23 protein-coding genes are annotated in these 24,665 nt (G+C 62.3%); 17 read left to right on the forward strand and 6 right to left on the reverse strand.

Going from position 1 to position 24,665, the window contains the following annotated elements; translation table 11 throughout:
- Nucleotides 1–53 precede the first annotated feature (53 nt).
- From AC3A4M_RS11335 to AC3A4M_RS11360, 6 genes are all read left to right on the forward strand, one after another.
- On the forward strand, nucleotides 54–1,007 hold the full coding sequence (locus tag AC3A4M_RS11335; protein ID WP_498735833.1) for an ABC transporter permease: 954 nt from the start codon (nucleotides 54–56) through the stop codon (nucleotides 1,005–1,007).
- The gene (locus AC3A4M_RS11340; RefSeq protein WP_498735834.1) at nucleotides 1,004–1,894 is read left to right on the forward strand and encodes an ABC transporter permease; all 891 of its coding nucleotides are present in this window, start codon (nucleotides 1,004–1,006) and stop codon (nucleotides 1,892–1,894) included. The genes AC3A4M_RS11335 and AC3A4M_RS11340 overlap by 4 nt, the downstream gene beginning before the upstream one ends.
- A 78-nt stretch (nucleotides 1,895–1,972) precedes the next feature.
- Nucleotides 1,973–3,538, forward strand: a complete 1,566-nt coding sequence (locus AC3A4M_RS11345; RefSeq protein ID WP_498735835.1) for an ABC transporter substrate-binding protein — start codon at nucleotides 1,973–1,975, stop codon at nucleotides 3,536–3,538.
- A 110-nt stretch (nucleotides 3,539–3,648) separates the two neighbouring features.
- A complete protein-coding gene (locus AC3A4M_RS11350) occupies nucleotides 3,649–4,692 on the forward strand; it encodes a proline racemase family protein (RefSeq protein WP_498735836.1) in 1,044 nt (347 codons plus the stop codon).
- Nucleotides 4,693–4,824: 132 nt separating this feature from the next.
- Nucleotides 4,825–6,153 (forward strand): acyl-CoA dehydrogenase family protein, encoded by a 1,329-nt coding sequence (locus tag AC3A4M_RS11355; RefSeq protein ID WP_498735837.1) that lies wholly within the window; start codon nucleotides 4,825–4,827, stop codon nucleotides 6,151–6,153.
- 27 nt (nucleotides 6,154–6,180) lie between these two features.
- On the forward strand, nucleotides 6,181–7,734 hold the full coding sequence (locus AC3A4M_RS11360; RefSeq protein WP_498735838.1) for a 4-hydroxyphenylacetate 3-hydroxylase N-terminal domain-containing protein: 1,554 nt from the start codon (nucleotides 6,181–6,183) through the stop codon (nucleotides 7,732–7,734).
- Between the two features lie 302 nt (nucleotides 7,735–8,036).
- Here AC3A4M_RS11360 and AC3A4M_RS11365 read toward each other — a convergent pair whose 3' ends face one another.
- The 4 genes from AC3A4M_RS11365 to AC3A4M_RS11380 all read right to left on the reverse strand — a co-directional run bounded on the left by AC3A4M_RS11365 (nucleotide 8,037) and on the right by AC3A4M_RS11380 (nucleotide 9,221).
- Complete coding sequence (locus tag AC3A4M_RS11365) at nucleotides 8,037–8,549, reverse strand: flavin reductase family protein (RefSeq protein ID WP_498735839.1); 513 nt, start codon at nucleotides 8,547–8,549, stop codon at nucleotides 8,037–8,039.
- Nucleotides 8,550–8,762: 213 nt separating this feature from the next.
- Nucleotides 8,763–8,915: a hypothetical protein gene (locus AC3A4M_RS11370; RefSeq protein WP_498735840.1), complete on the reverse strand. Its 153-nt coding sequence runs from the start codon at nucleotides 8,913–8,915 to the stop codon at nucleotides 8,763–8,765.
- A complete protein-coding gene (locus AC3A4M_RS11375; protein WP_498735841.1) occupies nucleotides 8,908–9,045 on the reverse strand; it encodes a hypothetical protein in 138 nt (45 codons plus the stop codon). Before AC3A4M_RS11375 ends, AC3A4M_RS11370 begins: the two co-directional genes overlap by 8 nt.
- Entirely contained in the window at nucleotides 9,045–9,221 is a 177-nt protein-coding gene (locus AC3A4M_RS11380; RefSeq protein ID WP_498735842.1) for a hypothetical protein, read from the reverse strand. The genes AC3A4M_RS11375 and AC3A4M_RS11380 overlap by 1 nt, the downstream gene beginning before the upstream one ends.
- A 180-nt stretch (nucleotides 9,222–9,401) precedes the next feature.
- Between AC3A4M_RS11380 and AC3A4M_RS11385 the strand changes: the two genes are divergently transcribed.
- The gene (locus tag AC3A4M_RS11385) at nucleotides 9,402–10,595 is read left to right on the forward strand and encodes a PucR family transcriptional regulator (RefSeq protein WP_498735971.1); all 1,194 of its coding nucleotides are present in this window, start codon (nucleotides 9,402–9,404) and stop codon (nucleotides 10,593–10,595) included.
- Here the strand turns inward: AC3A4M_RS11385 and AC3A4M_RS11390 are convergent.
- Both AC3A4M_RS11390 and AC3A4M_RS11395 read right to left on the reverse strand, forming a co-directional pair.
- Nucleotides 10,592–11,398, reverse strand: a complete 807-nt coding sequence (locus AC3A4M_RS11390; RefSeq protein WP_498735843.1) for a VOC family protein — start codon at nucleotides 11,396–11,398, stop codon at nucleotides 10,592–10,594. The genes AC3A4M_RS11385 and AC3A4M_RS11390 overlap by 4 nt on opposite strands.
- Before the next feature lie 179 nt (nucleotides 11,399–11,577).
- Complete coding sequence (locus AC3A4M_RS11395; protein ID WP_498735844.1) at nucleotides 11,578–12,513, reverse strand: VOC family protein; 936 nt, start codon at nucleotides 12,511–12,513, stop codon at nucleotides 11,578–11,580.
- Nucleotides 12,514–12,671: 158 nt separating this feature from the next.
- Between AC3A4M_RS11395 and AC3A4M_RS11400 the strand changes: the two genes are divergently transcribed.
- The 10 genes from AC3A4M_RS11400 to AC3A4M_RS11445 all read left to right on the forward strand — a co-directional run bounded on the left by AC3A4M_RS11400 (nucleotide 12,672) and on the right by AC3A4M_RS11445 (nucleotide 24,589).
- Complete coding sequence (locus AC3A4M_RS11400; protein ID WP_498735845.1) at nucleotides 12,672–13,994, forward strand: glutamine synthetase family protein; 1,323 nt, start codon at nucleotides 12,672–12,674, stop codon at nucleotides 13,992–13,994.
- A 54-nt stretch (nucleotides 13,995–14,048) separates the two neighbouring features.
- On the forward strand, nucleotides 14,049–14,951 hold the full coding sequence (gene purU, locus AC3A4M_RS11405; protein WP_498735846.1) for a formyltetrahydrofolate deformylase: 903 nt from the start codon (nucleotides 14,049–14,051) through the stop codon (nucleotides 14,949–14,951).
- Nucleotides 14,952–15,194: 243 nt separating this feature from the next.
- Nucleotides 15,195–16,031 carry a fumarylacetoacetate hydrolase family protein gene (locus AC3A4M_RS11410; protein WP_498735847.1) on the forward strand — a complete coding sequence of 279 codons (837 nt, stop codon included), beginning with the start codon at nucleotides 15,195–15,197 and terminating at the stop codon, nucleotides 16,029–16,031.
- 4 nt (nucleotides 16,032–16,035) lie between these two features.
- Complete coding sequence (locus tag AC3A4M_RS11415) at nucleotides 16,036–16,422, forward strand: cupin domain-containing protein (RefSeq protein WP_498735848.1); 387 nt, start codon at nucleotides 16,036–16,038, stop codon at nucleotides 16,420–16,422.
- The gene (locus tag AC3A4M_RS11420; RefSeq protein WP_498735849.1) at nucleotides 16,419–17,186 is read left to right on the forward strand and encodes a gamma-glutamyl-gamma-aminobutyrate hydrolase family protein; all 768 of its coding nucleotides are present in this window, start codon (nucleotides 16,419–16,421) and stop codon (nucleotides 17,184–17,186) included. Before AC3A4M_RS11415 ends, AC3A4M_RS11420 begins: the two co-directional genes overlap by 4 nt.
- A 69-nt stretch (nucleotides 17,187–17,255) precedes the next feature.
- Nucleotides 17,256–18,650 (forward strand): NAD-dependent succinate-semialdehyde dehydrogenase, encoded by a 1,395-nt coding sequence (locus tag AC3A4M_RS11425; protein ID WP_498735850.1) that lies wholly within the window; start codon nucleotides 17,256–17,258, stop codon nucleotides 18,648–18,650.
- A 153-nt stretch (nucleotides 18,651–18,803) separates the two neighbouring features.
- Nucleotides 18,804–19,358: a helix-turn-helix domain-containing protein gene (locus AC3A4M_RS11430; RefSeq protein ID WP_498735851.1), complete on the forward strand. Its 555-nt coding sequence runs from the start codon at nucleotides 18,804–18,806 to the stop codon at nucleotides 19,356–19,358.
- 130 nt (nucleotides 19,359–19,488) lie between these two features.
- Nucleotides 19,489–21,699, forward strand: coding sequence for a cytochrome P450/oxidoreductase (locus AC3A4M_RS11435; RefSeq protein ID WP_498735852.1), 2,211 nt, complete (start codon nucleotides 19,489–19,491; stop codon nucleotides 21,697–21,699).
- Between the two features lie 263 nt (nucleotides 21,700–21,962).
- Nucleotides 21,963–23,546: a sugar ABC transporter ATP-binding protein gene (locus AC3A4M_RS11440; RefSeq protein WP_498735853.1), complete on the forward strand. Its 1,584-nt coding sequence runs from the start codon at nucleotides 21,963–21,965 to the stop codon at nucleotides 23,544–23,546.
- Entirely contained in the window at nucleotides 23,543–24,589 is a 1,047-nt protein-coding gene (locus AC3A4M_RS11445; RefSeq protein ID WP_498735854.1) for an ABC transporter permease, read from the forward strand. The genes AC3A4M_RS11440 and AC3A4M_RS11445 overlap by 4 nt, the downstream gene beginning before the upstream one ends.
- Nucleotides 24,590–24,665 lie beyond the last annotated feature (76 nt).

Here is a 24,665-nt window from a genome sequence, read left to right on the forward strand (position 1 = left end):
ACCGCGAACGCGAAACCGTTCTGACCTGATCCAACCTGATTCAGGAGACTCCCTTGATCAAAAAGTTTGTCAGACACACCTCCCTGGGACTGCTGACGCTCCTGGCCATCTCGATGACGGTCTTCGGGGTAACACAGGCCCTCCCGGGGGACGTCGCCAACCAGCTGCTGGGCGTTAACGCGACACCGGAAAAACTTGCCCAGGTTCGGGAACTCCTCGGCCTCGACCGGCCCCTTGCCCACCAGTATTGGGACTGGCTCCGGGGTATTTTCGCCGGTGATTTCGGACTCTCGTTGGCCAACAACATGCCCGTCGCGGAGCTTATGGGCCCGAGACTTCTCAACACGGCCGTCCTGGCATTGCTGTCCCTCGTCGTCGCGGTCCCACTCTGCTTCATCCTAGGCACCTTTGCAGCGCTCCACCGCGACGGCTGGCTCGACAAGTCGTTGCTGGCCGTCACCACCATCGTGAGCGGCATCCCGGAGTTCGTCCTCGGCATCCTGCTTGTCGCCGTGGTCACCCTAGGCGGCCTGAACATGTTTCCGCCGGTCTCCAACCTTGATCCGCAGGTATCGGTCTGGCAGCAACTCCACCTCCTCGCACTGCCCTTGGCCACACTCGTGCTGACCGCCACCCCGCTGCTTGCGCGAATGGTCCGCACCACGGTCAGCGAACAACTCGACAGCGAGTACGTCGTGGCCGCAAGACTCAACGGTCTGCCGACGTTCACGCTGGTCGTCCGCCAAGCCCTTCCCAACGCATTCGCCCCGTTGATCCAGAGCACGGCCTTGACGATCCGCTATCTAACCGCAGGCGTCGTCATGGTTGAGGTCGTGTTTTCGTACCCGGGCATGGGCCTGGCCCTGATCAATGCGGTGCAGCTCCGCGATCTGCCCACTGTACAGTTCGTCGCCCTCGCCCTCGCCGCGATCATCGTTCTGACCAATGTACTAGCCGATCTGATGTCCATCCTCGCAACACCGAAACTGAGGACAGCGCTCCGATGACAACCGTCGCAAGCTCCACGTCGGCCCCGGCACGAACCGCCGGCACTTCCAATGCCTCCAAGATGCTTCGCCGAGCGCTCGGCCTTGCCCGCACCCGGCTAGGCCTAGTGCTGTCCGGCAGCGTCATTCTTCTGGTCGTCATCGGCCCGTTCCTGGCACCCTACGACCCCAACAAGATGATCGGCACCCCGGGCTCCTCGCCGGGCAACGGCATGCTGTTCGGGGCGGACATCCTGGGCCGGGACGTCTTCAGCCGCTTCCTGAACGGCGGGGCGAACATCCTGGCGATCTCGGCCCTCGCCACGCTGCTTGCACTGGCGGTAGGCATCGCCACTGGCATGCTGGCTGGGGCCGGAAGCACGCGCATCGGCGGCGGCGTCTCCTGGGTCACCGACCTGATCCTTTCCTTCCCGCAAATCGTCCTGCCGCTGCTGTTCATCGCCCGCTTCGGGCCCGAACCGTGGCTGCTGGTCCTCATCGTCGCCCTGAACCAGTTCCCGCAGACCACCCGCATCATCAAGTCAGTCACGGCCGAGGTCTATGAACGAGATTTCATCAAGGTTGCCCAGGCCATCGGCCTGCCGCGGCGCCGCATCATGTGCCGGGAAGTGCTCCCGAACATTCTGGCCCCGATTTTCGTCGAAGGAGCTTTCCGGTTCACCTATTCCATCGCGTTGGTGGCGTCGTTGAGCTTCATCGGTTTCGGGGCCCAGCCGCCGGACGCCGACTGGGGCCGCATGGTCTACGAAAACAAAGGCTTCTTCTCGCTTCAGCCATGGGGAGTCCTAATGCCCATGTTTGCCATCCTCGTGCTCACGCTCGGCACCCATCTGGTTGCCGACGGGTTCGGGCGTGCCTTGGGCAAGCGCGGCTCAGCCGCACACTGATCCGCCCCCCACTCCCACACACATTCAGCTATTATCCGCACCGCAATGAAGCGGTTCTTCAGCAAAGGACACCGACCAATGACACACCATGACAAGACTCGCCCGCTGACCCTAGGACGCCGGGCTGTGCTCGGCGGAGTACTGGGGCTCGGAGCCGTCGGCCTGCTAAGCGCATGCGGAGGAGCCCAAAACATGTCCTCCGGCGCTGCCACGTCAACTGGCCGGGCCGGAGGAAGGTTCCGCATCGGCTATGTGGGCGGCTCGGGCGCTGACGTAATCGATCCCATCCTGGTCTCAGGAACCCCGGACACCATCCGGATCCGCCAAATGTACGACACACTGACCAAGATCACCGAGGACGGCAAGATCGTCCCATGGCTGGCCGAGGACATCAAACAGGTCACGCCAACCCAGTGGACATTGAAGCTGCGCGAGGACGTCAAGTTCCACAATGGCCAGCCGCTCACTGCGGACGACGTTGTCCACTCGCTCAAGCGCCTGCTCTCCCCCGAGTCCCACAACGCCAGCGTCATCCACATGCTGACGGCCGGCGGCATCAGGAAGACCGGGGAACACACCGTCGAACTGAACCTCTCATCCCCGGCCTACTACCTTCCGGAGTCCCTGCAGTTCCCGGCAGCGAGCATCGTCCCGCAGGACTTCGACCCGAAAAACCCGGTGGGAACCGGACCGTTTACGCTGAAGTCCTTTACCCCCGGCCAGCAGGTGGAATTCGCCCGCTTCGATGACTATTTCGATGGCCCGGTTAAGCTGGATGAGATTGTGGTGTCGACCTTCTCCGACGAGTCGGCCCGCGTCGCTGCCCTGCAGGGCGGCCAGCTGGACCACGCTCCGCTGCTGGCGGCGTCCTTCGTCCAGGTGGTCAAGGCCAGCCAGTCCCTGCAGATCAACCAGTACCCCAGCGGCCGTTTCGAAAACTTTGTCCTGCATTGCGAGAGCCCGGAGTTCAAGGACCCGCGGGTGCGCCGGGCCATGCGCCTGCTGATGAACCGTCAGCAGATCGTTGACCAGGCCTACGGCGGCCTGGCCCGCGTCGGCAACGACATTCCCGAGCCGACCAGCCAATACTTCAATACGAAGCTTCCGCAGTGGGAGCACGACGTCGAGAAGGCCAAGAGCCTGCTGGACGAGGCCGGCGCGACCGGCCTGGACCTGGAACTGGTCACGGCCCCGCTGACACCATCCACGGTCAGCGCAGCCGAGGTATACGTCCAGCAGCTGACCGAGGCCGGACTGAAGGCCAAGATCAAGCAGATCGACGCCGGAGCCTTCTACGGTCCCGGGTTCGGCGAACGGCCCTTCACACAGGACATCTGGGGCGGCTGGACCTTCGCCACGTTCGCCGTCATGACGCAGCTGCCCACGTCAAGCTTCAACGAGACCAGCTGGAAGAACGACGACTTCCTGAACGCATTCGAGTCCGCCAGCGCCACCGTCGACGAGGCGGAACGCCGTGAACGCCTCACCGCCGCCCAGGAAATCATGCACGCGGAAAGCGGCACGCTGATCCCCGCTTTCCTGGACGTCCTTGACGTCTACGGTTCCAAGGTCGCCGGCTTCGGTATTGACGTACTTGGCATGGGCGGAGGCAACTTCGATTACCGCGGTATCACGCTCGCCTGACTCACCCTGCTCTCCAGCTTCAGCCGGTTTTATTCGGCGGCGGAGGCGGAAGCTTTACGCCGGTCCCCGCCGCCGCAACCAACCTCCCACGACCCCGAAGGCCCCGACCCATGACGCAGCCCCGATTGGACGACGTGCGCACCCTGCGCCCCCAGATCCACACGATCGATACCCACACAGCCGGCGAACCAACGCGGATCGTGCTCAACGGCGAGGACTTCCTGACCGGCCTCACCGTGGCCGACAAACGCCGCAGCCTGCAGGGTTCAGTTGACTGGCTGCGCCGGGGTCTTATGTGGGAGCCGCGCGGTCATAAGGACATGTTTGGAGCAGTCCTCGTCAACAGTGACGAGGCGGATCTTGGCGTTGTGTTCATGGAACATGATGGTTGTCCGAGCATGTGCATCCACGGCAGCATCGGCGTGATTACAGCAGTACTGGAGCAGAGCCTGTTGCCGAACCTGGAGGGACGGGACGAACTGCTTCTGGAGACTGCCGCCGGGCTCATCCGGGCCGTGGCGGACCGCACTCCGGAGGGCAGGGTGGACGCCGTCTCCGTCGAGCAGCCCCCCGCACGCATTGTCGACAGCTTTCCGATCGCTGTGGCGGGCCAGAAGATGGACGTCAATGTGGTCGGCTCCACCGGCTGGGTCAGCCTCATCCACGAACGCGAGGCCGGCGTCAGGCTCGCGGAGGACACGACGGCAGCGCTGGTCGCCCGGTCCCTGGAGCTGCGTCCCCTGGTTATCGCCCAGCTGAAGGAACGGCAAGGGTTCAACCCACTGATTACGGACGAAGGGCTGTCGGATATGTCCGGGGCGCCGGTCGTATTCTACGGACCCTCAAACCGCCCGGGCTGCCTATGGCGCACGTTTGTCATGTTCGGCGACGGATCAATTGACCGCTCGCCGTGCGGTTTCGCCACTGGCAACCTGGCTGTCCTCCTTACCGCCGGGGGCCTGCAACCAGCCGGAGAGGCCTTTGGAGTGGAAGGGTCAAGCGGCGGCTTTTTCACGGCATCCGCCGTCCCGTCTCCCGGAACCGAGGCGCCCTCGTATGTGCCGACGGTTACGGGCAGCGCCCGCATCACCGGTTTCCACAGGTTTGTCTTCTCCCCCGACGATGAATTCCGCGACGGTTTCAGCCTCACCTAGCAGTCTGCTTCGAGCATTATGCATCGGCCCTGTTATGCCCCCTTGAACTGGTCCTCGGACCATAGGGAAGAGCAAACCGACTCGTCAAACTAGTCATACGTCCTCCGCCATACTCACTTCCAAGGAGCCACAATGTCCAGAGCCGCTTTGGTCAGCCAGGACCAGGAGCCTCGCCAGTCGATCAAGAGGCATTTCCCGCCTGCAGGCGTCGAAGGTCCTTCCAGCATGTCCGTGCCCACTGAAAAGGATCCGCGGATTCAGGCAGCCACAACAGAGCTGCTCGAACGTGCCCGCGAGATCCGTCCGCTGTTGAGGGAGCAACAGGCGGAGACCGAGAAGCGCGGGCATTACTCCCTTCAGGTGCATGAGTTCTTTTTGGAGCACAACTTCTACCGCACTCTGGCCCCTCAGCGCTATGGAGGGCTGGAACTGACCATCTCGGCCTTCTACCAGGTCATTTCCGAGATAGCCCGCGGCTGCCCGTCAACGGCCTGGTGCCTATCACTCTCCACTGGCCACTCCCTGACGCTGGGCTCGTACTGGATCGAGCAGGCGCAGCGGGAGGTTTTCGGTCTGCACGGCTACATGATAGCCCCGGCAAGCGGCAACGCATCCGAACTGACGGTCGAGGAAACCGAGGGAGGATACTTCATCTCCGGGAGCTGGCGCTACTGCTCCGGCGCTCCCTACTCCACTCACTTCATGCCCACCATCGAACTGCCCGGCGAGGACGGGAAGCCGGTGAAGCACTGGGCTGTAGTGCCGCGCTCTGATTACACGGTCCTTGATGACTGGGGACGCATCATGGGCATGCGGGGCTCCGGTTCCAATGGCATCCGGATTGAACGGACGTTTGTTCCTTCGCACAGGTTTTCCCGCCAGGACTGGGGCTTCGAAGTTTCCGGTGAGACCGTAGGCTCCTCTCTGCACGGCAACCCCATGTACGCGGGCACCTTCACCGGATTTTCCGAAGGCGAGGTTGCTGCGACGTCCGTCGGGCTGGGCTACGCCGCCCTGGACGCCTACGAAGATATCCTCCACCGCTCAAAGCATCCGTATCTCAAGGACGGCTCCACCCGGTCCGAACATGAAGAATGGCAACGCACTTACGGCGTCGCCCTGGCGAAGGTCGACGCGGCAGCGGCGACGCTAACGCAAGGTGCCAGGCTTTACGCGGAATTCGCGAGGAGGTCCGCCGACGGTATCGAGGATTTCAACTCAGTTCGCACACTGCGCCTGAGCGGCACATACTTCATCGTCGAGCATCTGGTCTGGGATGCCGTAGAAAGCATGATGCGGACTGCCGGATCCACTGCCAGCATCGAGGGCCAGCCGTTGCAGCGCTACTTCCGCGACATTGCCACCACCCGGAATCGGACTGACCAGCTGGATCTGCTGGCCATTCAGACCACGCAAAAGCACTTCGACTCACGTGCATTGCCCGTCGGTACCTCGCTCTAGCCGATAACGATTGAAGAGAGACATAACATGACCTCAGAGACACAACTACCCGTCCGGATCAGCACGACAGCCCCCCAGACCGGCGACGATTTCCTCGAGAGCCTCCGTGATGGACGAGAGGTTTGGATCTACGGCGAACGCGTCCAGGACGTCACCACGCATCCGGCTTTCCGGAACTCCGCTCGGTCCCTCGCACGGCTTTTTGACGCCCTGCACGACCCCGCCATGGCGCCGGTCCTGACTGCTCCCACCGACACCGGAAGCGGCGGCGTCACCCACCCGTTTTTCAAGTACGCCCGGTCCAAGGACGACCTGCGCGCCTCGCGCGAGGCCATCCGCTGCTGGCAGGAGATGGGCTTCGGCTGGCTGGGCCGCACCCCGGACTACAAAGCCGCCCTGATGACGGGCTTCGGCGCCAACCCGGAGTTCTTCGGCGAGTACGCCGACAATGCCCGCCGATGGTACAAGACGACTCAAGAAAATGTGCTGCACATCGGTCATGCCATTGTCCACCCTCCAGTGGACCGCAACCACGGGCCGGAAGAGGTACGGGACGTGTACGTGCACGTTGAGCGGGAGACCGACAACGGAATTGTTGTGAGCGGCGCCAAGGTCGTGGCAACCGGATCCCCACTAACTCAGTACGTCTACGTGTCACACTTCGGTGTGCCGTTGGCCGACAAAGACTTCGCAGTGGTCTTCATGGCGCCGATCAACGGGCCAGGCGTGAAACTGATTTCCCGGGCTTCGTACGAAGAGGTTTCAGCACGTACGGGCGGTCCGTTCGACTATCCGCTGTCCAGCCGTTTCGACGAGAACGATGCCATTCTGATCTTCGATAACGCCCTTATCCCTTGGGAGAACGTGCTGATCTACGATGTCGACAGGTCCAACTCCGTGGATGGCGTCAGCGGCCGGCAGAACCGTGCCCTGTTCCAAGCCGCGACCCGGCTCGGCGTGAAGCTCGAGTTCCTCGCCGGGCTGCTGAGTAAGGCGCTGGAAATCACCGGTGCGGGCGATTTCCGGGGCGTCAAGGCCGGGCTCGGGGAAGTCATCGCGACCTCCAGGATCGTCAATGGCCTGCGTGACGGGATGATCGAGGAAGCCGAGCTTGGCTGGAACGGTTCCTACAACCCGAATCTTGGCTACGGGCTGGCCTACGCTTCCGCTGCCCCGACCCTGTACCGCCGGGTCCGCGAGATCATCGAAACGGTGGTGGCGTCCGGACTGATCTACCTGAACTCCAACGCGGTTGACTTCCAGACCCCTGAAATGCGCCCGTATCTCGACCGCTTCATGCGCGGGTCGAATGGCAAGACCGCCGTGGACCGGTCCAAGACCATGAAACTGATGTGGGATGCCGTAGGCAGCGAGTTCGGTGCCCGCCACGAGCTGTACGAACTCAATTATTTCGGCCAACCGGAAGCGAATTTCCTCGGAAGCCTTAAGCTCGCCGAGCAGACCGGTTCGCTGGAGCGGATGCGGCTGCTGGCCAGCGCCTGCATGGATGAGTACGATCTAGGCGGATGGACCGTCCCGGACCTGTTCAATCCAGGAGAGCTGTCCGCTCATAGGCGCTGAACGGCCGTATCCGGCGCAAAAGAGGTAACCAGACACCACCGCATGGCACTCGCATGCTTCACTGGTGCCCCGGAGCCCCCGCGGGGAACGTGCGCTCCGGGGGCACCGGCTGTTTGGTGTGCTGCTCCCCGAGCGGCCTGGTCGGTCGCTCGGGGATGGCGCCCGATCTTCTGGACCTCCCCCGACGGTGCACCCATACGGTTGTTCACGCTGGTGGCGGTGCCAGAAACCCCGGCCCCGGGGCGGGACCGTGGGAAGGCCAAGGAGCTCCAGGGACCGCCATGCGGCACACAAATCCCGAGCTATGCCGGTACGATGCGTCCAATCGATCGCCGGTGATAAACCATCGGCGTCTGTTCGGCAGTACCTAAGCCGTGGACGGACAGGATGACGATTGTGTGGTCTCCGGCAGGGATCTCTTGGTAGACAGAGCATTCCATCCATGCTGCGGCGCCGCCGATGAAAAGGGCGTCGCCTCTTGAGGCGATTGTCTGTACGCCTTCGAAGCGGTCGCGGCTTCGGGAGGACAGTTGGAGGGCCAGCGGCCCCTGGTTCTCAGACAGGACGGAGATGCCAATGCGTGCGCTGGAGCGCAGGGCGTTCCATGTGTTGTTGTTGTTTTGGACGCAGATCGATACGAGTGCGGGCTCCCAGGACACAGTTTGGAAGGACGACGCGGCGAATCCGGCCCTGATACCGTCGAGAACTGCGCAGACGCCTACCACTCCGGTCGGGAACTGCGCAAAGGCCTGCTTCGTCGTGGCAGTGGATGCTTCTTCGACAATGGGGCCCAGATCAACGGCGGTGGCTGTCATGGCTGTCTCCTTTTGCTATCTGACGAAAGTGGTTCCTGCTTGCTGTTATCTCCAGTCTGAAGCCGGCAGCTGTGCTTAGCGATGTAGATCTTGACAGCGAAAATCAAATCTATTGTGCCTACGTGACAAGACGGATGAGCCTTTAAACGCCGCTTGCCCCGAACCGGAGGACGGGGCAAGCAGCGATGCCGTCAGGACAGCAGCATTCACCTGTCAGATGGGGCGGTCCAACTGAAGTGCCTTGAAGGCTGCGCCGGAGGGGTCCGTTAGGCCCGCCCAGCAGCCGAAGGCGATGGTCTGGTCTTGGACATTCACGCCCCCGCTCGCAGCCACCGCAGCTTCGGCGGCCTCAGATTGGTCACCCACCAGGAACCCAGCCAGCCATTGCGGAATATTCGAAGGTGTCGGTACGGGTGCGGGTGGTCAGAATGTCGCGGAAGTAACGCTGCAGCCGGGCGCCGTCGGCGCTGTTTTGGCTGCCGGCATTGCGCAGCATCAGCTCAACGGCCTCCAGACCAATTCCTCGACGACGAAGTACACGCCGTTCAACCGCATTGAGCGCGATTCGTCGAACGCTTCCAGTCCCGCGGCAGACCGGGCTGCATATTCTTCGTAGAGGCCTGAGCTGTTGACCAGGATCGACTGCGCTCCGTCGACGTACGAGATTGCCATGCCCAATACCCGCTGCCACTCTTAGTAGTCGCCGCGAATCCCCCCATCTTGAATCCACGGCGTGACTAACAATGTCACTGGCTGACAATGATTGATTGACTCCTAACGGTGCTTGAGGCACAATCGACCTGCTCCATCAGGGCTTTATTGGTGCTATAAATACAGAAGATCGGGTTTTTGATGCACGACGCCGACAATGGCGATGCTGCGGGTATTGGTCAGCACGCCGCTCAGCGCTCCAGTTCAGCAGAGGCAGCTCCGCAAGCTGCCGTGCCGCCTTCCGACTCGGGGCTTTGGGCCCTGATCCGGTCCGCCCGCACCGGCGGGCTCCAAAGCATCGTCGCGGCACTTCGGCAGGAACTGAATGCGGACAGTGCGCTGTTCGACCTCAACGGAAACACTCTGGCTGCTTCGCCTTCGCGGACCATCTGGAACTATTCCCTGATTCTGGAGGCGGGGCTGGGTGGAGCCGGCGATTTTTCCGTCACGGCTGCACGGGTCTTCGTGGAAAACGAGGCCGTTGCGATTCTCGCGGTCAATACTCCTGCTCCCCAAGGCCGTCTTTTGGAAGCTGCCGTTGATTTGCTGACTTTGGAGATTGGCCGGTTGCGGGCGCGCCAGGACGGGAAACGCGAGCTCACGCAGCATGTCATCGATGACCTCGTTCAGCACCGCGTGGCAGAAGCCGAAGGGCGCAGCCGTTTGCGCAGCATCGGGTTTGATCCGGACACGCGGTACCGGGTGCTCCTGGGGCAAGCGAAGATGCGCAGTGAACGTCTGCTGTCCGTGCCATGGAACATCCACACGTTACTGAGCAACCAGCATGAGCCTTTCGTCCGTGTTGTCGTTGACGGCCGCATCTTTATGCTCGTGCCGGAAGACCCTATGGTGGAAAGGATCGCCGCTTCGCTGCTGAAGCATATGAAAGAAGTGGGGAACGATGCAGCGGTGGGTGTCAGTTCTGTGCATAAGGGCGCTGCCGGTATCCGGGCTGGATACTTTGAGGCGCTTTCCGCGGCCTCCCGTGGCACGGGCATCCGTCGGCCCGACATCGTGGATCTGGGCCAGCTGCTGATACTCACCAACATCACTCTGCCGCTGACGGATCTGGCCGCGGCCGCGCTGCGGCCGTTGGTGGATTACGACAGCGGGCACGGAACCGCTCTGGTGGAAACCCTTCGTGCTTTCCTGGCTGAGGACCGCTCTTTCGCAGATACTGCCGAGGCCTTGTTCATTCACCGGAACACGCTTCGCTACCGGATCCGGCAGATCCACGATCTGCTCGGATACGACGTTACCTCCACGCAGCACATCACCAATCTGTGGCTCGCCCTGCAGACCACTTCGGCGCCGCAGGTGCCGAAGACTCCCTAGTCCAGCGGATCCAGGTCGATGAAGTCCTCAAGCAGCCCGTTGACTCCTGCTCCGATGACAGGAACCGGCCTCCTGTCATCCGGCCCGTAGTAGCGGCTCAACCCGAACGTCTGGCCGAAGGGGTCACGGAGTACGGCGTACCGGTTCATGGTGCTGTTGTTGGCTGGTACCACGATGCGGGCGCCGGCCTCTACGGCCCTCGCAACGGCGAGGTCCACGTCGCTGACGTCGAAGTAGACGAGCCAGCCCGATTCTCCGGCTTCCAGGAAGTAGCCTCCGAACTGCACAAACCCGGCGATTATCCGCCGGTCCTCGTAGAGCAGGCGGAAGTCGTACGGGTCATCGACCACGTCCAACCGGCTCAGGTCCAGTACCCGCTGGTAGTACTCGGCAACGGACAGCGTGTCGACGGCCGAGTAATCCACGTTCGATTGGCCGACGCCGGACTCAACCCCGGACGGGCCTCCGATGCCGGTCCAGGCGCCTAATCCGTCCACCACGTAGGTACGCGCCGCCCCGTCGGGATGTCCGATGGTGCGGACGGTTCCCCCTGAGGCCTCGGCCCTCTTCCCCGCGGCCTGCATGTCCGTCAGATTAAAGAAGGGAATCCAGCCAGCTTTGGGCCCATCCGACTGCCGCTGTGTCACGGCGAAGATTCCCCGTCCGCGAAGTCTCGCTTGCGTATCCCACGTGCCGGCGTCGGCCTCGGGCGTTCCTATCAGCCAGGCATAGAAGTCTGAACTCGCTGTGGGCTCGGAGCTGATCAGCTCCATTCCGGACAGTCGGCAGGTAGTTGTCTTCATGTGCACAGTTTGAGTATGCCGCATTTGGCCCGGCGGCGGGCAAGGAGCCATACACGGGCAGAAAGGTCCGGCGAAGCAACGCTTCGCCGGACCTTTCTCGGGACCGCTGTTCCTGGCTGCGGCGGCCTTCCAGCGCTCCAAGATCGGGCGGGCCCGCAGAAGGAGGCCCGACCCGACGCTCAGTCGCCCAGCAGCGCGGGTTCCTTCTCCCAAATCGACTGCAGGGATTCGCGCTCTGCGGCGATGGATTCGGCATCGAAGCGGAAGTACGAGCGGGGCGGGAGCATGCCCCAGACGTTGGAGGAGTGGCGGTCGTCCGGATACTCCCGCGGTACGTGGGTTTCATCCAGCTGCTCGATGTCGCAGTACAGCTCGATGAAGCAGTCTGCTTCCGGCAGCCGGACATAACCGGCCAGGTTGCCGCCGATACCGTGGCGGACGGGCCCCCACGGCATCACCCGCCCATATTGGGCGAGGTGATCGAAGGACTGGCGGATTTGCCCCCAGTCCAGCATGTCGAAAGCAATATGGTGGAAATGCGCCTGGCCGGTGTTCACGAAGGCCATGACGTGGTGGTCCGCACCAACGTGCAGGAAGGCACCGGCGTCGGCACCAAGCTTGTCAGCCAGCTTCATGCCGACGACGTTCAGGTAGAAATCAACCTGCTCGCCGATATTCGCGGTCAGATAGTTAACGTGCCCCAGCTTTCGAGGAGCACCGATGCGGTGGTTTCGCGTGGTCTGCCGCCATTCCCGGGGGAAGCGGTCCTGCCCCTGCTTCGGACGGTATTCCACAAACCGGATACCGTTGCCTTCCAGATCGGCAAACGTGACCCCCTCGTCGGAGCGGGTGAATTCGACCCGGTGTTCTTTCAGGTGCTTTTCGGCATCGTCGAGGGTGAACTCCGGCGCCAGCTGGTAGGCCGCGTGAAGAATCCCGGCCTTGGGTGTCTTTTGCAGGATCAGCGACGGCTTCTCGTAGTTGCACGCCAGGAAAGTCTGCTTGCCTTCGCGGCCCACCTCGCTCAGGCCAAACTCATCCTGCCATTGCTGCGTGGAAGCATCCAGGTCCTCTACGCCCATGACCACATGGTCAATGTCGTGCAGCTTGATCATTGTCGCTCCTTACTATCGGTTCCGGTGCCGGCCGGCAGCCGCCGCACCTTTTGCATCCGGGGTGTTTCTTTTGATGAACACGTATATTACTATAATAGCCAAGTCGCCTACCGGCAAGACTTCCATGCAGAGAGCCACTGACCTTGAGGAAGGCAATCATGACAAGTCCCACACTGGACCGCGGAGCGGTTCTACCGGCCTTTGATCCGGATTATCTGGACCAGCTGCTGGCCCGCGGCATCAAAGTTGTACGCGTCATCCATTCCGATTTGTTTGGCCGCCAGCGCGGCAAGCAATACCCGGTGGAATCGCTGCTTGAGCTTTCCTCAGGGGTCGCGTATTCGAAGATGGCGAACGCGGAGGATCTGCTCGGGGTGCCGGTGGATGAGAAGGAGTTTCCCGCGCTGGCCAATCATCCGGACCAGCACGCCGAGCTGGACATGGCAACGGCCTTCGTGCCTCCGTGGGAGCCGGACTCCCTATGGGTCCTGAGCCGGCTGAGCGAAAGCGGACAGCCTTCCGCCCTTTGCCCCCGCAGCCAACTTTCCGGTGCCGCGGATCGCCTTAAGGCAGAGCTTGGCCTGTCGGCGATTGCAGCGGGCGAACCGGAGTTCTACCTCTTCCGGAACAACCATGACGGCCGGACTCCTTATGCCCTCAACGGCGTCTCCTACACCATGGACAGGATCACCGATCCCGATGGATCCGTGGGACGGATGCATCGGCAGTTGATCGGCATGAACATCGGTGTGACCGTAGTAAACCGCGAGTTTTCTCCCGGCCAGTTCGAAATCAACCTCAAGCACAATGACGTGGAGGGCGCGGCCGACGCCGCGTTCCTGCTCAAGACCGGGGTCAAGGAACTCGCGGTCATCGAGGGGCTGGAAGCCAACTTCATGGCCAAGCCGCTCAGCGGCGAAGAGGGCAGCAGCCTGCACGTACACATGTCGCTCTGGCAGGAATCCGATAACGTCTTTGCCGCCCCGGACGGAACCTTGAGTCCAACGGCGCTGGCCGCCATCGCCGGTATCCAGCTGCACGCACCGGCGATCATGGCCTTCGCCGCGCCCACGGTCAACTCCTACAAGCGCCTGACGGGGGAAGGCCTCAGCCCCCGCACGAGCAACTGGGGCGAGGACAACCGCTTCACCTTTGTGAGGGTTCCGGCCGAACGCGCCGGGGCTACCCGCTTGGAGCTGCGCGCCGGCGATGCCAGCGCGTCGCCGCACCTGCTGATGGCTGCCATGATTCATGCCGCTTCTGATGGAATACGGCGCCAGCTGGTGCCCGATCCTACCGGCCGCCCTCTGCCGCGGAGCCTGGCCGAGTCCATCGAGGCACTGGAGAAGGATGACGTTATGCGGGGCGGGTTTGGCGACGAGTTCACCTCCATCTACGCCGCACTCAAACGTCGCGAGATCCAGGCCTTTGAATCCAGCGTCACCGACTGGGAATGGAATCTCTACCGTCACCATGTCTGAGCCCGCCCCGAAGGACCCCTGCCGGCCCGTCAACACATCAACAAGGTGATCACTTTGCCAATCTCCAACGCAACCCTGCCCGCCAGGCACCAGCCCTCGGCCGACTTGAACGATATCGGCCGGCTGAACATTAGCTGCCCCGACGAACCGGGTATCGTGGCCAAGGTCGCGGATCTGCTGAGCAGGCATGGCGCCAACATCCTTTCCCTCGGCCAATTCACCACCGGGGCGGATGACGGAACGCTGTACCAGAGAACGGTCTTCCGCCTGCCTGGCCTGGCCGCCCGCCGGGAAAGCCTTGAAGCCGATATCCAAACAGTGCTGGCCGGCCCCTTGAACATGGAGTGGCAGTTAACCGCCGCTGCCAAACGCAAGCGGGTAGCAGTCTTCGCCTCAAAGACCGACCATTGTCTGCTGGATCTGCTCTGGCGCCACCGCCGCGGCGAAATTCCGATGGACATCGTCATGGTGGTTTCCAACCACGCGGACCTCGCCGACCAGGTGCGGCCGTTCGACATCCCCTACTTCCATGTGCCGGTTACCGGCGACAAGAAAGAAGCCGAACACCGGCACCTGGAGCTCCTGCAGGGCAACGTGGATCTGGTGGTCCTCGCCCGCTACATGCAGATCATTTCCGCGGAGTTCCTCGATGAGGTGGGGGTACCCGTCATCAACATCCATCATTCTTTTCTGCCAGCCTTCATCGGCGCCGGCCCCTATCAGAAGGCCAAGGACCGGGGCGTCAAGCTGATAGGAGCGACCGCACACTACGTCACCAGGGATCTCGACGAGGGCCCGATCATTGAACAGGACGTCATCCGCGTTTCCCACCAGGACAGCACTGCCCAGCTCATGCGCTTCGGGGCCGATGTCGAACGAAGCGTGCTCTCACGCGCCGTCACCTGGCACTGTGAAGACCGCGTCATGCGCGACGGCAACACCACAGTGGTTTTCTGAGCATGAACGGAGAACCATCGACGGCAAAACCAATCGCCGCCCGGCTCAATCGAACTGCCGGCGTCCCGGCGGAGCGAAGCGCCGGACCCGCATACCAGCACGGCCCGCGTCTTTAGAGGCCGATTACGTCCGTAGGAGCGGCCCTCACCGGAAGCGGGGAACGATTCCGATTCCGACCCTTGTATTTTTTACAAGTCTACATATACTCTTAAAGTAACCATCATCACTTACCGGAGGTCACACATGACACAGGCAATCCGATTCACTACAGCCGCCGGCGACATCCGGCTCGGACGCCTTGACGGCGAGACCATTGTCGATGCCGGAGCCGCACCGGCTGTCGGCTTCGACGGTTCGGCCGAAGCTTGGAACACGGTCAATACAGCGTCCGGGGCAACGTACCCGCTGCAGGACGTGCAGGTCCTCGCACCCACCAACCCGGGGAAGCTGATTGCCATTGGCCTCAACTACCAAGCACACGTCGAGGAAACCAACCTCAAGCACCCCGAGGCCCCCGTCGTCTTCGCGAAGTTCCCCTCGTCCATCACCGGTCCCTACGACGAGATCGTAATTCCGCGGGAAGAGACCCGGCCGGACTTTGAGGGCGAGGTAGGCATCGTCATCTCCCGGCGCGGATACCGTGTCGCGAAGGAAGACGCTTGGGACTACGTTGGCGGCTTTACGGCCCTCAACGACGTGTCGGGGCGCCGCGCGCAGCTCGAAACGCCCATGAGGCAGTTCACGCTGGGCAAGAGCTTCGACACCTTCACACCCCTCGGCCCGGTCATGACCAGTGTGGATTCGGTGGCGGATAAGGATGCCCTCGACGTCCAGACCGTGATTAACGGTGAAACCATGCAGAAGGGCAACACCCGCGACCTGATCTTCGACATCCCTACCCTGATCGAGTACCTCTCGCGCGGCATGACGCTTGAGCCGGGCGACATCATCGCCACCGGCACCCCGGGCGGTGTCGGCGATGAGCGCAAGCCTCCGCGCTACCTCAGGGACGGCGACGTGGTTGAGGTCACCGTCGCCGGCGTCGGGACCATCAGCAACCCTGTCCGCACCGAGGCCTAATGCCATGAAACTCATCGTCGAAGGAAACAAGGACTACGTCTACGGAGGTAGGTTCACCGGTCCGGTGCAGCTGGAGATGATCCTCGAAGCGGCCAAGGATGGTGATCCGGACATTGCCCGCGTACATTTCAACGACGGTGCAGTGACCAATTGGCATTCCCATCCCGGTGGCCAGCTGCTGTACTTGGTCAGCGGTACCGGGAGAGTGGGAAACAACGACGGCGAACATACCGGCATCGTGCCGGGCACCCTGGTTGAAACCCCGGTCGATGAGAACCACTGGCACGGGGCGGACGAAGGCGCCGACGCGGTCTGGCTGGCAACCACGTGGGGCGTCACCTGCTGGCACGAGCATTCCCCGCTGGAGCATTCCACGCTGGGGGTACGGTGAACGGCGCACCTCCGGTGATCCTGGTCGTGGCGGACCGCAAGTCCGTCACGTCCGGGGCCTGGTCAGACATTCCCAACGATGCACTCCCGCACACTTACATACAGGCTGTGGAGCAGGCGGGGGGAATGCCGCTATTGCTGCCTCCCACCTGGGTCCTGCGGGACAACGCTGAGCGGCTTCTGGATCTGGCCGACGGGGTGTTCCTGGCCGGCGGCCGGGACCTGGACGCCGATCTGTACGGCCGCGAGAACCACCCTTTCAACGACCAGCCGCTGCGGGTTCGCGACGAACTGGAGATTGCGCTGGTACACGGCGCCCGGCGGCGCGGCATGCCTGTTTTGGGTGCCTGCCGCGGCATGCAGGTCCTCAACGTCGCCTTGGGTGGCACCCTCGAACAACACCTGGATGACCGAGTGGACATGACCCCACATCGAAACATCGTCGGCAAGTTCACGTCGCACCAAGTATCGGTGGTTCCGGGAACCCTGCTCGCCGGCGCGTTGGGCTCCGATGCCTTTGACATCGCTTCCCACCACCACCAGGCAGTTGAGTCCCTGGGAGACGGCCTGATCGCCTCAGCATATTTCGATGACGGCGTGGTCGAAGCCATTGAAGCCTCCGGAGACGACTTCGTCCTGGGCGTGCAGTGGCACCCTGAAGAACGCTTGAACCCGCAGGGCCTCAAGCTATTGACCGCCTTCGTCGAAGCCACCGACCGCTACCGACGCCTCAGCCCGCAACCGGCGGTAACGATTCACGGTTAAGCGGCCCCGCGAACCAGGACAAACACCAGCGAAGTTTCGCTGGCCTGCCTCTCGAACTTTAGGACACCCATGACCCAGACAGTTACCCCTGCCGCGAAGAGTCGTTTCGCAGTAACCGACCCAGCCACGGGCCAGGTGCTGGAGACCGTACCCACCGCCTCGGATGAGGAGGTCGTGGCGGCCGTTGCCGCCGCGCACGAAGCCTACCTCCAGTGGCGCACCGTGCCCGCAGCCGAACGTGCCCGCCGCGTCAAGCGCGCCGGTGAACTCTTCGCCGAGAGAACCGACGAACTGGCGGCCATCATCACCAAGGAGATGGGCAAGCGGCTGGCCGAGGCCAAGGGTGAACTTGGGATTGTCGCGGCGATCTTTGACTACTATGGTTCCGAAGGGCCGGCGATGCTGGCTGACCAGGAGTTCGTCCCCCGCAGTGGCGGTCGGGCGCTGGTCAAGAAGCGGCCGGTGGGTGCCCTGCTGGGCATCATGCCCTGGAACTACCCGCTGTACCAAGTGGCGCGTTTCGCGGCGCCGAACCTTATGCTGGGCAATACCCTCCTGATCAAGCACGCCTCCAACTGCCCTCGCTCGGCCCGGGCTATCGAAGAGGTATTGCGGGACGCCGGGCTGCCTTCCGGCGCCTACATCAACCTCTACGCGGCCACAACGCAGACCGAGCTGATCGTCGCCGACGAGCGCATCCAGGGTGTTTCGCTGACCGGTAGCGAACGCGCCGGGGCAGCGGTCGCCGAAATCGCGGGACGGCACCTGAAGAAGGTGGTGCTGGAACTCGGCGGATCGGATCCACTGATCGTCCTGGACAGCGACGACGTGCCTGCCACCGCGCGCAAGGCGTTCCGGGCACGGCTGAGCAACGCGGGCCAGGCCTGCAACTCCCCCAAGCGGATGATCGTCGCGGAAGGAATCTTCGATGACTTTGTCCGCGAGCTCTCAATTCTGGCTGCTGGCCTGGTTCCCGGGGACCCTGCCGACGCCTCCACGGCGATTGCGCCGATGTCTTCGGCGGCAGCAGCGAACGAACTGATCGAACAGATCGCCGATGCGGTTGCGCAAGGAGCCACCTTACACACCGGCGGCCAGCGGCTGGACGGTCCGGGGGCATTCGTGACCCCTGCGGTCCTGACCGGCGTCGTCGACGGCATGCGTGCCTTCCGTGAGGAACTCTTCGGCCCGGCCATTGTGGTCTACCCGGTGCGGGACGAAGACGAAGCCGTCGCTCTGGCCAACGACTCAGCGTATGGGTTGGGGGCATCCATCTTCACCATCGACGAACAGCGTGCGCTGGACCTAGCGGAGCGCTTGGATTGCGGCATGGTCTTCATCAACCAAGCTCCGGATTCCGAACCGGATTTGCCCTTCGGTGGCGTCAAGAAGTCCGGCTTCGGCCGGGAGCTCGGGCCGTGGGGCATGGACGAATTCGCCAACCTGAAGCTGGTGCGCATCTAGCGTCTCAGATCTCACCGCTTGCGGCCTGCGCCTTCCAGCGTCGGTTCATGCCTAACGACGGCGTCCGGTTCCGTTCCCCGCGAACGGCACCGGGCGCCGTCGTTAGTGCAATACTCGAAGCGACCACTCCGCACCCGGGATCTGACAGGACCTATGAAGCCCGACTTGAGCGCCAGCCTCGCCCGCAATGCCCGCCAACTCCGCGAACGAAGGGCCTTGACGTTGAGCCAGCTGTCGGAGCGGTCCGGCATTGCCAAGGCCACGCTGTCGCAGATTGAATCCGGTGCCGGCAATCCCACTCTCAGCACGCTCCGCGATCTCGCCTCGGCCCTGTCCACCGACGTGGACCGGCTGATTTCCTCCGCTGATGGTGATGGCGTGGTTGTGGTGCGAAGCGGCGAGGGTACGGACGTTGGCGACGACGCGGTGGCCGCACTCCTGGTCCACTCCGCCAGCACCGCGGCCGCCAAACTGGAGGTACATCAGTTGACGATCCAGTCTGGCCGAAAAGAAGTCTCGGCGAGCCACGGAGTCGGCTCGCGAGAAATGGCCGTTGTTGTTGCGGGGAGCGTCCGTCTGGGACCCATCGGCGACCAGCACCTGCTGCGCGCCGGCGACTTCGCCACCTACAGGTCGGACGGGCCGCATCTCTGGGAAGCCACGGAGGGCGACGCTATTGTCTGGATCACCTTGGTCCAACCCTCCTGACCCGCTGCTAGCTCTCTGGTTCGCCGCCACCTAGAACATCACAGAAGGCCCTTTCGCTCGCGACTCGCGTTCAGTAGAGTAGTCGAAACGTCTATTTAAACGGAATAGGTATGTGGCAGCGGAGGGCGTCATGGCAGGTATCGACTCATATCTAGAATCACTCACCATCGAAGAACTGGACCAAGATCCCTATCCGGTCTGGAAGCGGCTGCGCCATGAAGCACCACTGGCATGGATTCCCGCTGCCGACTCGTGGTTCATCACCCGCTTCAAGGACGTCGCTGCCGCACTGCGGGGAGACCACGGGTTCGGCGGAGCCACCAACCATCCGACGATGAACCAGGTGTTCGGGCAGCCCAGCATTCTCAACAGCACGGGCCAAGAACATGACGACATCCGCGAGGGCGTAGACAAGACGCTGCAACCCGATCCGGTGATGGCGATGATCGATGACACCGTGCGGCCGGTGGCACGGCACTATCTGCAACAGGTCTCCGGCCGCGGCCGTGCGGAACTGGTGACAGAGTTCTTTGAGCCGGTGAGCGTGGAAGCGCTCCGGCGGGTGATGGGCCTGGACACAGTCGCCGACACGGAGACAATCCGCCGTTGGTTCACACAACTCAATATCGGCGTCTCCAATTTCGGACAGGTCCCCGAACTGTACGCGGTCGCCGACCAGGCCTCGAGCGAATTCGAAGCAGCCGTCAGCCCGCTGCTCGAAGAACTGGCACACAACCCGGACCACTCCATGATCTCGCACATGCTCTGGGCCGGGCGCGAGGGCGGGGCCCCGCGTCCCGCCAGCCAGATCCTGCCCTCGTTGAAGGTCATCCTGCTCGGCGGCATGCAGGAACCCGGCCATGCCGCCGCGAGCTCGCTGCATGGTCTGTTCACCAGGCCGGACCAGTGGCGGATGCTCGTGGAGGACCCGGAAGAGTGGATTCCGCTGGCCGTGCAGGAGGGCCTGCGCTGGATCGCTCCGATCAGCATCACAGACCGGCAGACCACGCGGACAACCACGTTGCACGGCAAGACGCTCCCCGCCGGGATGCCGGTGCAGGTAGTGCTGGCTTCAGCCAACCGGGACGAACGCAACTTTCCGGACCCTGACGTCTTCGACATCAACCGGGCCAACCGTGCCCACCAAGCCTTTGGCGGAGGCGAGCACTTCTGCGCCGGCCACTTCTTTGGCCGCCAGGTGGAACGCATCATGTTCGAAGAACTGCTAAAGGTTATGCCCGACGTTTCCGCTTCCCCCACCGAGGATCCTGAAGTCAACGGATGGGTGTTCCGGGCACCGAAGAAACTTCCGGTGGTCTTCACACCTACCGCCGGTCGGGAGCAGAGCACCATCCGGGAGAGCATCAACGTCGGTGAGCCGAGGCAATCGGGCTTCGCTGAACACGGCGTCGCCGAACTGGTGGTCTCGGCGATGCGACTGGAGGCCGAGGGCGTCCTGTCCATCGAACTGCGCGACCCCGACGGCTCGTCCCTGCCTGACTGGGAGCCTGGGGCGCATATAGATCTCTGGTCTTCTGCGGAGCACTTCTCCAAGTACTCGCTCTGCGCTGACCCGGCGGAGCGCAGCAGCTGGCGGATTGGTGTTGCCCGCGAGGAAACCAGCCGCGGAACGTCCAGGCTTGTGCATGAGTCCCTGCGTCCAGGCATGCGGGTCAGGGTGGGTGCGCCGGTGAACAACTTCACCCTGCAACCGGCCAAGTCCTATCTTTTTATCGCCGGCGGAATTGGCATTACGCCCCTCCTGCCGATGATGGCCGAGGCAGACCGAAACGGCGTCGAATTCACAGTCCTCTATTGCGGGAAGAGCCGGCTGCGGATGCCGTTCCTGGCCGAACTGGAGAAGTACGGAGAGCGCGTACAGCTCTTCGCTGGAGACGAGGGGACCCGGCTGAATCTGGCCACTGCGGTGGCCGAGGCGGTTTCCGCCGAATCCACCATCTACTGCTGCGGACCGGACCGGCTGATGGATCAGGCGCAACGAATCGCCGAGGAGCACGCCGGTGAAGTGCTCTGCGAGCGATTCACCGGCGTCGAAGCGCTACGCGACGGTGACACTCCCTTCACCGTCCGGCTGGGCAGGGACGGGAAGACTGTAACCGTTCCTGCGGACAAGACTGCGCTGCAGGTCCTGGCGGAACAAGGTTTGCAGGTACTTAACTCCTGCCAGGCCGGCAACTGCGGTTCGTGCGAAACACGGATCCTGGTCGGGACGCCGGAGCACCGTGACGTCTATCTGACCAAAGGCCAGAAGGCCCGGAACGACCGGATGATGATCTGCGTATCGCGCGGAGGCGACGAAACGATCGTGCTGGACGTCTAACTCCTTCCTCCGTTTGGCCGGACTACAGCCGCCAAGAGGTTCGGCTGCGGAGCCGTACCTCCTTCGCAAGACGCAGGAAGCCGCAACAGCTGGTGCCATCCGCCGCATCACCGCCCCCCCCTCCTCAAGGTCACGAATTCATTTCATACTAGTAAAAGAGACGTGACTGATGCCATAATGAACGCATTGGGTGTGTGAGCTAGATCCCATTTTGTGGGTCAGATGTTAGACAAGGCGAGTTCCAGCATGCAGAGAGGCATTTCATGGAAGCTCAAGAAGTGACGGAGATCTCCCCTGATGACAACCACGTCGTCATCAGGGGGGTGCAGAAACGCTATGGCGGTGTGGTGGCGCTCGGCGGCGTAGACGTCGTCATTCAACGGGGTGAGATCCATGCACTCGTGGGTGAGAACGGAGCCGGCAAGTCGACCTTGGGCAAAATCATCGCGGGCTCCATCGTCCCTGACGGCGGCAGCGTGACGGTGGACGGTCGTGCGGTGAGATACCGGCGTCCGAGCGAGGCGATCAAAGACGGAATCGCCATGATCGACCAGGAGCTTGCCATCCTCCCTCACCGTTCGGTGGTCGACAACGTTTTCCTTGGTACCGAGCGCTCAAGATTCGGTACCACCAGCCGCCGCGATGCTCTCGTCCGCTACGCGGAGTTGACGGAACGATACGGCTTTCAGGACTTAAACGCGAAAGCACGCGCGGGCGACCTCCGTGTCGCCGATCAGCAAAGAATCGAAATCATGCGTGCGCTCGCTCGTCAGGCGAAGCTCATCGTGATGGATGAACCGACAGCTCCCCTGTCCCGAGTCGAGGCTGAGAACCTGCATACGATCATCCGGGACCTGCGCAACCAAGGAACCACCGTCGTATTCGTTTCCCATTTCCTGGATGAAGTTCTCAGCCTCGCCGACACCACAACAATCCTGAAGGACGGGCTCTGGGTGCGCACCACCCCTGCTAGCACCGAAACCAAAGACACACTCGTTCTCGGAATGCTCGGCCGGTCCATCGAGTCAGTGTTCCCCGAGAAAAAGGAAGCTGGATCTAGGGAAGAAACGGTGCTAAGTGTAACCGGACTCACGCGTGCCGGAGTTATTGAGGATGTGTCATTAGAGATCCGTGCCGGAGAGATTGTTGGGCTCGCCGGGCTTGTGGGCAGCGGTCGTACCGAAACTGCTCGGGCAATCTTCGGCGCCGACGCGATGGACAGTGGCACCATACTGCTCGACGGAGAAAAACTTGCCGCACGTTCGCCCCGCGACGCTATCCGCCGTGGCATCGCGCTTGTCCCGGAGAGCCGAAAGACTCAAGGGCTCCTGATGGGGCGGTCGGTAAGGGAAAACATTTCCCTAACCGCGCTACGGCGGTTCTCGCTCGCCGGGGTAATCAGCCGACGGCGCGAGAGAGCAAAGATCGAAATGCTGATGAAGGAGCTAGGCATCAAAGCTGGGTCACCGGCAGAAGCGGTTTCCACTTTGTCTGGCGGCAATCAGCAAAAAGTTGCATTAGCCAAGTGGCTGGTGCGTTCCCCTCGCCTACTGATCATCGACGAGCCCACTCGGGGCGTCGACATTGGAGCGAAGTCATCCATTTACCAGGTCCTTCAGAACCTCGCTGCCGAGGGGATGGCCATCTTGGTGATCTCAAGCGAACTCGAAGAAATATTGGGCCTCGCCGACCGCACCTACGTTATGAGCCGCGGGCGAATCGTTCGCGAATTCACTGGAGACCTACAGGCGCAAGAGGAGGCTGTTCTGGCCGCGGCCTTCAACAAAGTGGTCTCGGAGGCCAGCAACACGTCCGATGAAGGCGCTCACATAGAGGAGAAAGTGTGACATCCACATCCACATCCACAACACCACCATCGCTAATCGCGGAAGCGACGTCCACTACAACAACTTCGACGGGTGGCACGCCGAAACGGCACAATGCATGGCAACGCCTGCTGGAATTGCTACGCGAATACGGCCTCGTCTTCGCGACCGTCATCCTCTTCATCACCATGGCAGCGACCTCTGATGCGTTTCTCACTACCGGGAATCTGCTCAATATCCTTAACCAAAATGCCGCCGTTGGCATCATCGCCTGTGCGATGACCCTGACCCTGATCGCAGGAGGGTTCGATCTCTCGCTCGGGGCCATTTACGGATTGGCGGCTATAACGGCGGGCCTCGTCATGAATGCGACAGGTTCCGTCGCATTCGGCGTGGTCGCGGCTATTGGGATCGGGCTCCTATTCGGACTTGTCAACGGCTTCATTGTCAACGCGGGTCGCATCAACTTCTTTGTCGCCACTCTGGCCATGTCGCTCATTTACCGCGGTCTCGCCTACGTCATTACTGGCGGATTCATCGTCGTTGTCTCGACCCAGGCGTTCAGCGGGCTTGCCCGCACCCCTGTCTTCCTGGACGTTCGTGCCCCGATACTCATTTTCATCACGTTTGCTCTCGTCTGCGGATTTATCCTCAACTTCACTGTTTTCGGTCGCCATATCTACGCCGTCGGTAGTAATGACCACGCTGCCCGGCTCTCGGGTGTGGCAGTGAACAGGGTGCGCACCATCACCTACGTCATCGGCGGTGGCGCCGCCGCCCTTGCCGGGCTCATCACCATGAGCCGTACCCTCAGTGTTGACGCGCAGTCAGGAGTCGGTCTCGAGTTCGATGCAATCGCGGCCGTGCTTGTCGGCGGCACATCCCTGATGGGTGGATCCGGCGCTATTTGGCGCACTGTCGTTGGAGTAATGCTCTTCGCCCTCATCAACAACGGCTTCAATCTGCTCGGATTCGATCCGCTGTACTCAAAGATCTTCACGGGTGCGGTCATCATCCTCGCGGTGATGCTCGATGTATGGGGCCGACGTAACCGACGCGGCTGATTCGTCTCACTACACCACCCCACCCGATAGGGAGAACTCCCTATCGCGCTGTCCCACAACAAGTAGATAGGAACAA

It is taken from the genome of Arthrobacter sp. Soil_C_60, assembly GCF_057656375.1.